The following is a 14,148-nucleotide window of genomic DNA, read 5'->3' as shown; positions in this document are numbered from 1 at the left end:
GGACGACGACAACGACGTCGCGGACGATTCGGCTCGGCCAGTGTGGGGTAGTGAGACCTAGATGGAGTTGATCAACGATCCGGCCGAGGGCAGCCACGTCGAGGATGGCGTCGTCGAGCACCCCAGCGCCGAAGACTTCGGGCAGGCGCGAGCACTGCCCGCCGATCGCACCTGGTTCAAGAGCGCGGTGTTCTACGAGGTGCTGGTGCGGGCGTTCTACGACTCGAACTCCGACGGCGCGGGCGACCTGCGTGGCCTGATCGAACAGCTCGACTACCTGCAGTGGCTCGGTGTCGACTGCCTGTGGCTGCCGCCGTTCTACGACTCGCCGCTGCGCGACGGCGGCTACGACATCCGCGACTTCTACAAGGTGCTGCCCGAGTTCGGCACCGTCGACGATTTCGTCGACCTGTTGGACGAAGCGCACCGGCGTGGCATCCGGGTCATCACCGACCTCGTGATGAACCACACGTCGGATCAACACGAGTGGTTCCAGGAGTCGCGCCGCAACCCGGACGGCCCGTACGGCGATTTCTACGTGTGGAGTGACACCAGTCAGAAGTACACCGATGCGCGGATCATCTTCGTCGACACCGAGGAGTCGAATTGGACGTTCGACCCGGTGCGCAAGCAGTTCTACTGGCACCGGTTCTTCTCCCACCAGCCCGACCTGAACTACGACAACCCGGCCGTCCAGGAAGCGATGATCGACGTCCTGCGGTTCTGGCTCGACCTCGGCATCGACGGCTTCCGCCTCGATGCGGTGCCGTACCTGTTCGAGCGCGAAGGCACCAACTGCGAGAACCTGCCTGAGACGCACGCGTTCCTCAAGCACTGCCGCAAGGTGATCGACGACGAGTTCCCCGGTCGCATCCTGCTGGCCGAGGCCAACCAGTGGCCGGCCGACGTTGTCGACTACTTCGGCGACGCCAGCACCGGCGGCGACGAATGCCACATGGCGTTCCACTTCCCGCTGATGCCGCGCATCTTCATGGCGGTGCGCCGCGAATCGCGGTTCCCGATTTCGGAGATCCTGGCCAACACCCCGCCGATTCCCGACATGGCGCAGTGGGGCATCTTCTTGCGGAACCACGACGAGCTGACGCTCGAGATGGTCACCGACGAAGAGCGCGACTACATGTACTCCGAGTACGCCAAGGACCCGCGGATGAAGGCCAACGTGGGCATCCGCCGCCGCCTTGCCCCGCTGCTCGAGAACGACCGCAACCAGATGCAGCTGTTCACCGCGCTGTTGCTGTCGCTGCCCGGCTCGCCGGTGCTGTACTACGGCGACGAGATCGGGATGGGCGACATCATCTGGCTGGGTGACCGCGATGGCGTCCGCACGCCGATGCAGTGGACCCCGGACCGCAACGCCGGATTCTCCACCGCCAATCCGGGTCGGCTGTACCTGCCGCCGAACCAGGATCCGATCTATGGCTATCAGTCGGTGAACGTCGAAGCACAGCGCGACAGTTCGACGTCGCTGCTGAACTGGACCCGCACCATGCTGGCGGTGCGGCGCCGCTACGACGCGTTTGCCACCGGAACCTTCCGGGAGTTGAGCGGCTCGAACCCGTCGGTGCTGACGTATGTTCGGGAGATCGACGACGGCGACACGGTGCTGTGTGTGAACAATCTGTCCCGTTTCCCGCAGCCGATCGAGTTGAATCTGCAGCATTGGAATTCGTTCACGCCGGTGGAGCTGACGGGGCATGTGCCGTTCCCGCGGATCGGCCAGTTGCCCTATCTGCTGACGCTGCCGGGGCACGGGTTCTACTGGTTCAGGTTGAGTCCGTCGGAGGAGAAGCAATGAGCTCACCGGTGAACTTGCCATGGACGGAGTGGCTGCCGACCCAGCGATGGTATGCCGGCCGCAGCCGGACGTTGTCCTCGGCGCAGGTCGCCGAGGTGGTGTCGTTACGGTCCGCGCTGGACCTGATGCTGATCGACGTCACCTACACCGACGACTCCGCCGAGCGGTATCAGGTTGTGGTCCAATGGGATTCGGCTCCCGTATCGGAATACGACACCATCGCCACGATCGGCTCCGCCGACGATCACACCGCCTACGACGGTCTCTACGATCCGTCGTCCGCGCAGTTCCTGCTGTCGTTGATCGACTCCGAGGACAAGGTCGGGCACATCACCTTCAGCAAGGAACCCGGCGTGATCCTGCCGCTGGATGCCGCGCCGCGGGTGTCGGGCGCCGAGCAGAGCAACACCAGCGTGGTGTTCGATGACCAGGCGATCTTCAAGCTGTTCCGTCGGGTTTCGCCAGGGATCAACCCGGACATCGAACTCAACCGGGTGCTCGGCCGAGCCGAAAACCCACACGTGGCAAGGCTTCTCGGGTCGTTCGAGGCGAGCGACAACGGTGAGCCCTGTCCGCTGGGCATGGTGACGGCCTACGCCGCGAACTCTGCGGAGGGCTGGAAGATGGCCACCGCGAGCACCCGCGACCTGTATGCCGAGGGTGACCTGTACGCCTATGAGGTCGGCGGCGACTTCGCCGGGGAGGCATACCGATTGGGCGAAGCGGTGGCGTCGGTGCATGCCACCCTGGCCCAGGAGTTGGGCACCTCGACAGCTGTACTACCTGTCGACGTGATGCGTGAGCGGCTGGCGAGCGCCGCTGCGGCGGTACCTGATCTGGAGCAGTATCTGCCCGCCATCGAGGAGCGCTACGCCAAGCTGGACGACGAGCCGATCACCGTGCAGCGCGTGCACGGCGACCTTCATCTCGGCCAGGCGCTGCGCACCCCGGAAGGCTGGCTGTTGATTGACTTCGAAGGGGAGCCGGGTCAGCCGCTCGACGAGCGGCGCAAGCCGGACTCGGCGCTGCGCGATATCGCCGGGATGCTGCGCTCGTTCGAATACGCGGCCTATCAACAGTTGATCGACCAGTCCGATGACCGGCAGTTGGCGGCTCGCGCCAAGGAGTGGGTGGATCGCAACTGCGCGTCGTTCTGCGACGGGTATGCCGCCGAATCCGACACCGACCCCCGCGATAGCGCCACGGTGCTCGCGGCGTACGAGCTGGACAAGGCGGTGTACGAGGCCGCCTATGAAGCGCGGTTCCGGCCGAGCTGGCTGCACATTCCGCTGCGCTCGATCGCCCGGTTAGTCGGCTGATTCAGCGATTTCGGCGCGTTTTCGTTCGCCCAGCGGCGGTTTGCGCGCCGAAATCGCATTTACGCGACGCTGCGGTTGATGATCGTGCCGGCGCCCGACCCGTCCGTGATCGTCGTGCCCGACGGATTCGACAGCAGGAGCGTGAAGCTCTCGATGGCCTCCGCCAGGGAGTCGGCTTTCACCGGAACGGTGATGATCTTCTGGGTTTCGCCCGGGGCAAAGTTGAGTGTGCCCGAGACGCTGAGGTAGTCAAGACCCGCGGTCGCGGTGCCGTTTGACGTGGCGTACTGCACGGTCACCGTTTGGGTGGACGCCGACGCGAGCGTCACCACGAACGAGGCCAGCGATGTGCCACTGCCACTGGTGAACTCGATCGGGGTCAGGTAGACCATCTTGTTCTGGTTGATGGTCCTCCAGTCGTCGGCCAGAATGCCGCCGGTATCACCGGAATTGGGGTTCCACGACCAGAATGTCCAGCTCATGTCCTCGGTGCCGGCGGGGATGTCGACGGTGCCGTTGTTGTCGAAATCGCCCGACAGGTAGGACGTGAGCGCCTCCAACCACACGGCATCCTTGGGATCCTGAAGCTTGGTGCCGAACTCACCGACGTAGATCGGTGCGATGCCGTCCTCGTAGATGTAGCCCCAGGCCTGACGGAAGACGTTGGGCAGATTGGCGCCGAAATTGGCTGACTGGAACCATGTTTGGTTGTACACGGAATTCGGATAGTCATGCGGGGAGTAGACGACGTGGTTGGGCACATTGAGCACGATCGGACGGTCCTTGACGCCCATCAGATTGCCACCCCACCAGTAGCTCTGCCCCTGGTAGGTGCCCACACCTTCGACGAAGATCAGTAGGTTCGGATTCGACTGCAGGACAGCGTTTCCGGCGCGCTCCGCCGCACGGGCCCAGTCGTTCACCCCGCCACCACCCCAGGTTCCGTTGTACGGCTCGTTGTGCAGATCGAGACCGATCACCGTCGGGTTGTTCTTGTACCGGTTGGCCAGCATCTGCCAGTCGGAGACCCACTGGTCCTCGGTGTATTGGCTGTTGTACCAGAGACCGTTCTCGCTCGTCCCCGCGCCGGCGGTGCTGCGGTGGTGGTCGAGGATCACCCGCATCCCGTCCTGCCCGGCGTAATTGATGATCTGGTCCAGCACCTGCAGGCGCGACAGGCCCTGCAGGTCGGGGTTCAGGTTGTAGTTGATGCCCGACGGTGCCGAAGTGGTGTGCAGCATCTCGCTGGAATACGGAAGGCGAATTGTGTTGAAGCCCTGGGCCGACATCTGGTCGATCATGTCTTTGTAGCTTCGGGTCCACAGCCCGTCCGGCACACCGTTGGAGCCTTCCGCCCCGAACCAGTTGACTCCCGAAATCTGTACCGGCTTGCCCTGCGAGTCGAGGATCTGATTGCCCGAGGTGTGCAGGAACCCGGGCGCCATGCCGCCCGCACCGGGCTCTGTCACCGACGCATCGGAGATGCTCAGCCCCGGCGTCGTCGTGACGTCGTCGTTGGTGATGGTGGCGGTGGCGGTGGCGCGGGTGATGGTGGCCCCGGCGGGGCTGACCAGCGCGACGGTGAAAGTTTCGTTGGGCTCTATCGCGGTGTCGCCGGTGACTTTGACGGTGATGGTTTGTGAGGTGGCGCCGGCGGCGAAGGTCAGCGTGCCAGTGGTGGCAGTGAAATCGTTTCCTGCGGTTGCCGTTCCGCTCGATGTCGAGTAGTTAACGGTGACCGGTGTGGTGGATGGTTTGGACAGGGTGACGGTGAAGGTGGCGTTGCTGGTGCCGGAATTACCCTCGGCGACAGTGGTATCGGCGATCGAGAGGCTCGGCGTGGTCGGTGGGGTGCTGACGGCGACACCGTTGACTTTGAGATTGGTGGGGGTAGACGCGGCGGCGCCCGGGGTGGCTTGGTAGCCGAACGTCATGCTTTGGCCGGCGGCGACGGCGCCGTTGTAGGCCATGTTGGTGATCACGTAGTGAGTGCCGACGTGGCTGGCGATCTGAGCGTTCCAGATGCCGGTGATCTGTGCGGCGGAGTCGAATTCGACGGTCCAGCTCTTGAGCGCCTGGCCGGCGGTCACCGTCATGTTCGCGGTATGACCCGAACCCCAATCATCGACCACCGCGTAGGTGACCGAATTGTTGCCTGGCACGGGGGTCGCGACGTCGTCGTTGGTGATGGTCGCGGTGGCCGTGGTCCGGGAGATGGTGGCCCCGGCAGGGCTGGCCAGGCTGACGGTGAAAGTCTCGCTCGACTCAACGGTGGTGTCGCCGGTGACCTTCACGGTGATGGTTTGCGACGTCACGCCCGCGGCGAAGGTCAGGGTACCGGTGGCGGCAGTGAAATCGCCTGGTGCGGTAGCGGTTCCGCTCGAGGTCGAGTAGTTGACCGTGACCGGTGTGGTGGATGCCTGCGACAGGGTGACGGTGAAGGTGGCGTTACTGCTGCCGCTATTGCCCTCGGCCACTGAGGTGTCGGCGATCGAGACACTCGGAACGGTGACGACGTCGTCGTTGGTGATGGTGGCGGTGGCGGTCGCGCGGGAGAGGGTGGCCCCGGCAGGGCTGGCCAGGCTGACGGTGAAGGTTTCGTTCGGCTCGACGGTGGTGTCGCCGGTGACTTTGGCGGTGATGGTTTGGGTGGTGACGCCCGCGGCGAAGGTCAGGGTGCCGGTGGTGGCGGTGAAATCGCTTGCGGTGGCTGTTCCGTTTGACGTGGAGTAGTTGACGGTGACCGGTGTGGTGGAGGGTTTGGACAGGGTGACGGTGAAGGTGGCGTTGGTGGTGCCGCTGTTGCCTTCGGCGACGGTGGTGTCGGCGACTGACAGGGTTGGTGTGGTGGGTGGGGTGCTGACGGCGACGCCGTTGACTTTGAGGTTGGTGGGGGTGGCGGCTAGGGCGCCGGGGGTGGCTTGGTAGCCGAAGGTGGTGCTTTGGCCGGCGGCGACGGTGCCGTTGTAGGCCATGTTGGTGATGACGTAGTGGGTGCCGATATGGCTGGTGATCTGGGCGTTCCAGATGTTGGTGATTTGTGCGGGGGAGTCGAATTCGACGGTCCAGCCGTTGAGTGCTTGGCCGGCGGTGACCGTCATGCTGCCGGTATGACCTGAGCCCCAGTCACTGGCCACGCTGTACGTGACGGTCGGCGTGGTACTGGTCGGCGCCGCCACGAGCGCCGTCGTCCGCGCGGTCGTTTGAGGCATGCCCAGCAGCGACTGCGTCTGGCGGTACCACCCCCAGAGCAGATCCTGGATGGGATTACCCATCGGCGCCAACGGGCCGCGCGGCACGAATCCCAACGCGCGCAATACCTGCACGGGCGACGGAAGCGACGCGGGGATCTGCAGCACGCTTGCCGGCGTGAATGCCGCAGCCGGTGTCTTGGCAGGTGCGGTCGGACTGCCGGGAAGCGTGGTCGCTTCGGATGGGTCGTTGCTAACCGGGGAGACGGCTCCAGCCCGGATGGAACTGGTGGTCCCGGATGATTTGTTGCCAGTCGCCGGCCTGATGGCGGCCGTCGGAGTTAGCGCACGGGTGGGGCTTGGGGATGGCTTTCGCGCCGAGGGGCCGGCGGCGACGCCCGACTTCGTTGTCTGTCGGGCGGTATGGCCGCCGGTTGACGAACTGCCGGACGGGGTGTCGGCATGGGCCAATCCCGAGCCGGTCGCCAGAGCAGCGCCGACACCCAGGCTCAGCGCACCGATGCCCAGCCAGGAATAGGGTTGCCTGCGTGGGCGGCGATGCGCCCCTCGCTTCGTCCCGTCGTTGGCATCGTCGTGGTTGACCGTCGAAGCATTCATTGCTCTGCCCTTCCTCCCAGCGTTGTCACAGCTTTGCTGACCAGTCATGCGTTGTCACGCATTTCGTCGAAGCACTCGGCAAAAATTCATTTGCTGTGCCAAATCTCTAGACAAAGCGGACCGGGCCGTCTACGAGCTGGACATGGCGGCCGCCGACCGTAACGTCAGGGCGCGATCCGGCCAGTTTCTCCACCGTGGCGTTACGGTCGCGCGCCAGGGATGTCCGTCGGCGCGGCTACCGTTATTGCCGATGTCCTTGCACCTGCACCGCGCCGAGCGAACGGATCTGCTCGCCGACGGTCTCGGCGCGCTCCTGGCCGACCCGCAAGCCGACCCGTTCGCCGAGGAACTCGTCGTGGTGCCCGCCCGCGGGGTCGAACGTTGGCTCAGCCAGCGGCTGTCGCACATTCTCGGCGGCGGGGCAGCAGGCGGCGGGGTCTGCGCCGCGGTGTCGTTTCGGTCGCCGGCGTCGCTGATCAGTGAGATCGCCGGAACCGGCGAGGACGATCCCTGGTCGGCCGATGCGATGGCGTGGCCGCTCCTCGAGGTCATCGACGCCAGCCTCGACGAGCCGTGGTGCCGCACACTGGCCACCCACCTCGGTCACTTCGTGGATGACGAGGAAAAGGAACTGCGCCAAGGTCGGCGCTACTCGGTCGCCCGCCGGCTGGCCGGGCTGTTCGCGTCGTACGCGCGGCAGCGCCCGCAACTGCTGGCGGACTGGTTGGCCGGCGAGACTGCCGGCCTGGACGACGACCTGGGCTGGCAGCCGTACCTGTGGCGCGCGCTGGTCGACAAGGTGGGCGTCGACCCTCCGCATCTCCGACACGCCAAAACCATTGCCCGACTGCGTGAATCGGGTACCGGGCTGCCGGCCAGGATATCGATGTTCGGGCACACCCGATTGCCGAGCACCGATATCGAACTCATCGGCGCATTGGCCGAACACCACGACGTGCACCTGTGGCTGCCACACCCCAGCGCCGCACTCTGGACCGAGCTGCGCGACGTGCACGGCGCGATCGTCCGTCGTGAGGACACCAGCCATCGGCGGGCCGCCCACCCGCTGCTGGCCACGCTCGGACGTGACATTCGCGAACTGCAACGAAGCCTGCCGGCTTCAGCGGCCACCGACGAATACCTCGGTGGCGGCCAACCACCGACGACGTTGCTGGGCTGGCTGCAGTCCGATATCGCCGCTAATGCCGCCCGGCCACAGGGGCGTTCGCACCTGCCCGCGGACCGCTCGGTGCAGGTGCACAGTTGCCACGGGCCCGCCCGCCAGGTCGACGTGCTCCGCGAGGTGTTACTCGGTCTGCTGGCCGAGGACCGCACCCTGGAGCCCCGCGACATCCTGGTGATGTGCCCCGACATCGAGACCTACGCCCCATTGATCGTCGCGGACTTCGGGCTGGGCGATGTCGTACCGGGTGCCCATCCAGCCCACCAGCTCCGGGTGCGGCTCGCCGACCGTGCGCTGATCCAAACCAATCCGCTACTCGGGGTTGCCGCCAAACTGCTGACGCTGGCCGGTAGCAGGGTCACCGCGACCGAGGTGCTCGACTTCGCACACCTCGAGCCCGTGCGGGCTCGATTCGCCTTCAGCGACGACGATCTCGAGACCATCACCCGCTGGGTGCAGCAGGCCAACATCCGGTGGGGGTTCGATCAAGAACACCGCGCCCCGTTCGGGATCCCGTTCATTCAGAACACCTGGCGCTTCGGGATCGACCGGGTGCTGGCCGGGGTCGCGATGTCCGATGACTCGAAAGACTGGCTCGGTGTCACGCTGCCCCTCGATGACGTCGGCAGCAACAGCGTCGAGCTGGCGGGCCGGCTCGCCGAATACGTGGCGCGGCTGCAGCGCACGGTCGAATCTCTCAGCGGTGTTCGGCCGTTGGTGGACTGGCTCAGCGCGCTCGCCGATGGTGTCGACCTGCTGACCCTCACCGCCGGTGACGACGCCTGGCAGACCAGCCAGCTGCAGCGCGAATTCGGCGACGTGCTCACGACGGCCGGACCGCGTGCCGATGTCGGCATGCGGTTGCCGGACATCACCGCGCTGTTGGGCCGGCATCTGTCCGGCCGGCCGACGCGGGCCAACTTCCGCACCGGCACCCTGACCGTGTGCACCATGGTTCCCATGCGGTCGGTGCCGCACCGGGTGGTGTGCCTGGTTGGGTTGGACGACACCGTGTTCCCAAGGATCGGGGTGGTCGACGGCGACGACGCACTGGCCCGCGAGCCGATGACCGGCGAGCGTGACATCCGCTCGGAAGATCGCCAACTGCTACTCGACGCGATCGGCGCGGCCACCGACAAGTTGGTCATCACCTACACCGGCGCCAACGAGTATTCGGGGCATCCTCGCCCACCCGCGGTGCCGCTGGCCGAGCTGCTCGACGCCCTCGACCGGACCACCGAGGCGCCGGTTCGCAGCGACATCGTGGTACGGCACCCGCTGCAGCCCTTCGATGTTCGTAACGTCACCCCGGGCGCGCTCGGCGTGCCCGGCGAACCGTTCACCTTCGACTCGAGTGTCTTGGCCGCCGCGTCGATCACCGGCGGCCAGCGCCCCGAACAGCCCGACCTGCTCGCCGGGCCACTGCCTGCACCCGCCCCCGACGATGTGACGCTGACCGACCTGCTGAAGTTCTTCGCCAACCCGGTGAAGGGTTTCTTCACCGCGCTCGACGTGACGCTGCCGTGGGAGGTCGAGGGCGTCGAGGACGCCATGCCGGTCGAGATCGACAATCTGGAGCAATGGACGGTCGGTCAGCGGTTGCTCACCGACATGCTCGCGGGAATGGATCCCGACCGGGCCGGGCAAGCGGAGTGGCGCAGGGGATCGTTGCCGCCTGGCCGGCTGGGCTGGCGCACCGCGGGCGAATTACGGGACCAGGCAACCGAACTGGCCAAGGCGGCGCTGGCCCACCGCTCCGGCGCGCCGCAGGCCTACGACGTCGACGTCGACCTGGGCGGGGGCCGCCGCCTCACCGGAACCGTCCCCGAAGTGTTCGGCACGCGGCTGGTGGAGGTGACGTTCTCCAAGCTGGACGCCCAGCATCTGCTGCGCGCCTGGATTCCGATGCTGGCCTTGGCCGCGGCATTTCCCGGGCGATGGTCGGCGGTGTGCATCGGCCGGCAACGCCGGCGGGCCGGGGTGGCTGAACGGGTGCTGGGCGCACCGCAGGAGGACCCGGTCGGCGTGCTGCGTGACCTGGTGGCGATCTACGATGCCGGCCGCCGCGAACCGATCCCACTGCCCATCAAGACATCTCATTCCTGGGCCGTCGCGCGTGTCAGTGGCCAGGATCCGAGAAACGAGGCGTGGTCGAAGTGGCGCTACGAACGTGACGACCGGGCCATCGAACGGGTCTGGGGCCGCGAACCCGACCTCGATCCACTGCTGACGCCGGTGCACCCCGGTGAGGAAGCCGAGGGCGAGACGACCCGGCTCGGCGCCTACGCGGTGCGCCTGTGGGCGCCGCTGCTGCGGGCGGAGGACAACGCCTGATGCACGAGTTCGATCTACTGGGACCGCTTCCCGCCGAACGCTCGACGACGGTGCTGGAGGCCAGTGCCGGGACCGGCAAGACGTTCACCCTCGCCGCGTTGGTGACCCGCTATGTCGCCGAGGGCCGGGCGAGCCTGGACCAGATGCTGCTGATCACGTTCAGCCGGGCTGCCACCCAAGAACTTCGGGAGCGAGTGCGCGAAGCGTTGCAGTGCGCGTTGCGAGCGTTCGACGACCCGAGCCTGGCCACGGGCAACGACGTCGTGGGCCTTCTGATCGCCGGCGACGCCGACGAACTCGAGGAACGCCGCAGGCGGCTGCGCGACGCGCTGGCCGGCTTCGACGCGGCCACGATCGCCACCACCCACCAGTTCTGCCACCTGGTGCTGAAATCCCTTGGTGTCGCGGGTGACACTGATGGCAGCGTCACACTGGCCGACAGCCTGGACGATCTGGTCACCGAGATCGTCGATGATCTGTACCTGCGTCATTTCGGGCAGGAACGCGAGCGGCCGCCGCTCAGCCGAGCAGACGCGCTCAAGCTGGCCCGCGAGGTCGTCGCCAACCCGGGCACCGAATTGCGACCGCTGAATCCAAAGCCAGGATCGCTCCCGGCAGTGCGGGTCAGCTTTGCCAATGATGTTCTCGCCGAACTAGATCGGCGCAAACGACGGCGGGGAATCCTGAGCTACGACGATCTGCTCAGCCGGCTGGCCGATGCACTGGAAATCCCCGACTCACCCGCCGCCACCCGCATGCACCAACGGTGGTCGGTGGTGATGGTCGACGAATTCCAGGACACCGACCCCGTGCAATGGCAGGTCATCGAACGAGCCTTCAGCGGCAATTCGACGCTGATCCTCATCGGCGATCCCAAGCAGGCGATCTACGCATTCCGCGGCGGCGACATCTTCACCTACCTGCATGCCGCCAAGACCGCGGGGCAGCGGCACACCCTTGGCATCAACTGGCGCAGCGATTCGGCGCTGGTCGACCGCCTGCAGGTCGTGCTCGGCGGCGCTGAACTCGGCGACCCTGACATCAAGGTCCTTGACGTCAACGCCCATCACCGCGGCCACCGGCTGGCGGGCGCACCGCACAACGACCCCTTCCGGCTGCGAGTGGTCAGCCGAGAAGCGTTCCGGCAGCGCGGGACTCGTACCATCCGAATGGACGCGCTGCGTCCGCACATCGCTGCCGACCTGGCCGCCGACATCGGTGCACTGTTGGCGAGTAAGGCCACCTTCGACGGTGAGGACCTGCAGGCTCACCACGTGGCCGTCATCACCGAGAGCCACGCAGACGCTCGCGCCTGTTTCGATGCGCTGGTCGCAGCCGGCGTCCCCGCCGTCTACACCGGTGACACCGATGTGCTCAAGTCGCAGGCCGCCGATGACTGGCTGAGCCTGCTGGAAGCCTTCGACCAGCTACACCGACCCGGACTGGTGCGCGCCGCGGCCACCACGATGTTCTTCGGCAAGACCGCCGCGGACCTTGCCGACGGTGGCGACGAGCTGACCGACGAGGTCGCGGACACGTTGCGGCAGTGGGCTGATCACGCGCGCGAGGCCGGTGTGGCGGCGGTATTCGAGGCCGCGCAGCTCGCGGGCATGGGCAGGCGGGTGTTGTCCTGGGCGGGTGGCGAGCGCAACATGACCGACCTCGCCCACGTCACCCAACTTCTGCACGACGTCACGCACCGGGAGCGGTTCAGCCTCACCGCCTTGCGCGACTGGTTGCGCACCCAGCGCGACGAACGCAGTGGCGCGCCGGAACGCAGCCGCCGCCTGGACAGTGACGCGGCGGCCGTGCAGATCATGACGGTATGGGTGAGCAAGGGGCTGCAGTTCCCGATCGTCTATCTGCCCTTTACGTTCAATCGCTATGTGCGCAGCGAGGATCTGGTCCGCTTTCACGTCGAGGACCGGCGTTGCCTGCATGTCGGCGGTGACCAGAGCGCCGAGCTGGTGACCGCGCAGACCCTGGGCCGGCGCGAAGCAGCCGGTGAAGAAACCCGACTGACCTACGTCGCGATGACGCGGGCCCAATCGCAGGTGGTGGCGTGGTGGGCGCCGTCGTGGGATGAACCCAACGGCGGACTGTCGCGGCTGCTGCGCGGCCGCCGGCCGGGGCAGAACGTCGTCCCCGATCGCTGCGACCCCGAACGGGTCGAAGACGCCGACGCGATGGCGCTGCTGCGGGAATGGGAGACCGTCGGCGGGCCGGTGCTCGAAGAGTCGATCATCGCCCCTGCGGCCGAGCTGGCCGGCCCTGACCCGCGAGAAGGCCTGGGCGTCAGGCACTTCCACCGCAGCATCGACACGACGTGGCGACGGACCTCGTACTCGGGACTGATCCGCGCCGCCGAAAACACCGGGGTGGGCAGTGAGCCCGAGGTGGGTCAGCTCGACGACGAGGTTGCCGACGTCGCGGTGACCGCACCGCCGGCCGGTGCCGACCTGCCGTCGCCGATGGCGGATCTGCCGACCGGAGCGAAGTTCGGCAGTCTGGTGCACGCGGTACTGGAGACCGCCGACCCAATGGCCGGTGACCTCGCCGCGGAACTACAGACCCAGGTCGAACAGCACGCCGTGTGGTGGCCGGTGGACGTTCCCGCGCCGGAGCTGGCGGCCGCGCTGGTGCCGATGCACGACACGCCGCTGGGCCCGCTGGCCGACGGGCTCACCCTGCGCCAGATCGCACTGCGGGACCGACTGTGCGAGATGGATTTCGAGTTCCCGCTGGCCGGTGGTGATCTGTCGACCGGCCGACCCGAGATCAGGCTGGCCGACGTCGGCCGGCTGCTGCGTGCGCTCCTACCGGCTGACGACCCGCTGGCGTCCTATGCGGATCGGCTGACCGGTCGCGCGCTGGGTGGCCAGTCGCTGCGCGGTTATCTGTCCGGGTCGGTGGACGTGGTGTTGCGGGTACCGGATGGCACAGAATCCACGGCCGGGCACCGCTACCTGGTGGTCGACTACAAGACCAACTGGCTCGGTGACGGGGACCGCCCGCTGTCCGCCGCCGATTACGGGCGGGCCAGGATGGCCGAGGCGATGCTGCATTCGGACTATCCCCTGCAGGCGCTGCTGTACAGCGTTGTGCTGCACCGGTTCCTGCGCTGGCGTCAGCCCGGCTACGATCCGGACCGGCATCTGGGCGGGGTGTTGTATCTGTTCGTGCGGGGCATGTGCGGTCCGGACACCCCGACGGCCGACGGTCATCCCGCCGGAGTGTTCAGCTGGCATCCGCCGGCGGCCCTGGTGGTGGCGGTCTCGGATCTTCTCGATGGTCGGCAGGTGGCGGCATGACCGTCGATGTGACCGACGCCGCGGATTGGCGCCGCAGTGCCGAAGCCGCCGGGCTGCTGAAGATCTTCAACGACGCCGGTGCCATCGAGGCCGCCGATGTCCTTGTCGCCCAACGGCTGACCGCGCTGGGCAATGAGCCCGACGAGCGAGTCGCGCTGGCGGTCGCGTTCGTGGTGCGCGCGGTCCGAGGCGGTTCGGTGTGTCTGGAGCTGACTGCATTGCAGGCACAGGTCGAGATCGACGACCTGCCGTGGCCGGCGCCCGAGGAGTGGGGGGGGGGCGGGGGGGGGCCGCCCCCCCGGGAATGACCCGCCGGTGAGGACGTCTCGGGGGTGGAGGGGTGTTTTTAGCGGGGGTGGGGGGAGGTGCGAGCACT

5 protein-coding genes and 1 pseudogene are annotated in these 14,148 nt (G+C 66.9%); 5 read left to right on the top strand and 1 reads right to left on the bottom strand.

Annotated features, from left to right (window positions below; translation table 11 throughout):
* The first annotated feature begins 61 nt into the window (after positions 1–61).
* The gene (treS, locus tag SLQ31_RS00030; protein WP_319428526.1) at positions 62–1,816 is read left to right on the top strand and encodes a maltose alpha-D-glucosyltransferase; all 1,755 of its coding nucleotides are present in this window, start codon (positions 62–64) and stop codon (positions 1,814–1,816) included.
* Positions 1,813–3,135 (top strand): maltokinase N-terminal cap-like domain-containing protein, encoded by a 1,323-nt coding sequence (locus SLQ31_RS00025; protein WP_319428524.1) that lies wholly within the window; start codon positions 1,813–1,815, stop codon positions 3,133–3,135. The genes treS and SLQ31_RS00025 overlap by 4 nt, the downstream gene beginning before the upstream one ends.
* Positions 3,136–3,194: 59 nt before the next feature.
* Here the strand turns inward: SLQ31_RS00025 and SLQ31_RS00020 are convergent, their stop codons facing one another.
* Positions 3,195–6,944: a Calx-beta domain-containing protein gene (locus tag SLQ31_RS00020; RefSeq protein WP_319428522.1), complete on the bottom strand. Its 3,750-nt coding sequence runs from the start codon at positions 6,942–6,944 to the stop codon at positions 3,195–3,197.
* 250 nt (positions 6,945–7,194) lie between these two features.
* On the opposite strand from SLQ31_RS00020, the gene recC reads away from it, so the two are divergent.
* The 3 genes and pseudogenes from recC to SLQ31_RS00005 all read left to right on the top strand — a co-directional run.
* Positions 7,195–10,461, top strand: coding sequence for an exodeoxyribonuclease V subunit gamma (gene recC / locus SLQ31_RS00015; protein WP_319428520.1), 3,267 nt, complete (start codon positions 7,195–7,197; stop codon positions 10,459–10,461).
* Positions 10,461–13,772, top strand: coding sequence for an exodeoxyribonuclease V subunit beta (recB, locus tag SLQ31_RS00010; protein WP_319428518.1), 3,312 nt, complete (start codon positions 10,461–10,463; stop codon positions 13,770–13,772). The genes recC and recB overlap by 1 nt, the downstream gene beginning before the upstream one ends.
* Positions 13,769–14,071 (top strand): annotated as a pseudogene (locus tag SLQ31_RS00005) (exodeoxyribonuclease V subunit alpha); the annotation flags it as partial. The gene recB and the pseudogene SLQ31_RS00005, both read left to right, overlap by 4 nt.
* Positions 14,072–14,148 lie beyond the last annotated feature (77 nt).

The sequence above is a fragment of the Mycobacterium sp. RTGN5 genome (genome assembly GCF_033804465.1).
GTDB lineage: Bacteria > Actinomycetota > Actinomycetes > Mycobacteriales > Mycobacteriaceae > Mycobacterium.
This window is presented reverse-complemented; position numbering and strand designations above follow the sequence as displayed.

Bases quoted from the DNA above. Each gene is read 5' to 3' on its own strand.
- recB (WP_319428518.1), top strand. From the start codon at position 10,461: ATGCACGAGTTCGATCTACTGGGACCGCTTCCCGCCGAACGCTCGACG.
- SLQ31_RS00025 (WP_319428524.1), top strand. From the start codon at position 1,813: ATGAGCTCACCGGTGAACTTGCCATGGACGGAGTGGCTGCCGACCCAG.
- treS (WP_319428526.1), top strand. From the start codon at position 62: ATGGAGTTGATCAACGATCCGGCCGAGGGCAGCCACGTCGAGGATGGC.
- recC (WP_319428520.1), top strand. From the start codon at position 7,195: ATGTCCTTGCACCTGCACCGCGCCGAGCGAACGGATCTGCTCGCCGAC.
- SLQ31_RS00020 (WP_319428522.1), bottom strand. From the start codon at position 6,944: ATGAATGCTTCGACGGTCAACCACGACGATGCCAACGACGGGACGAAG.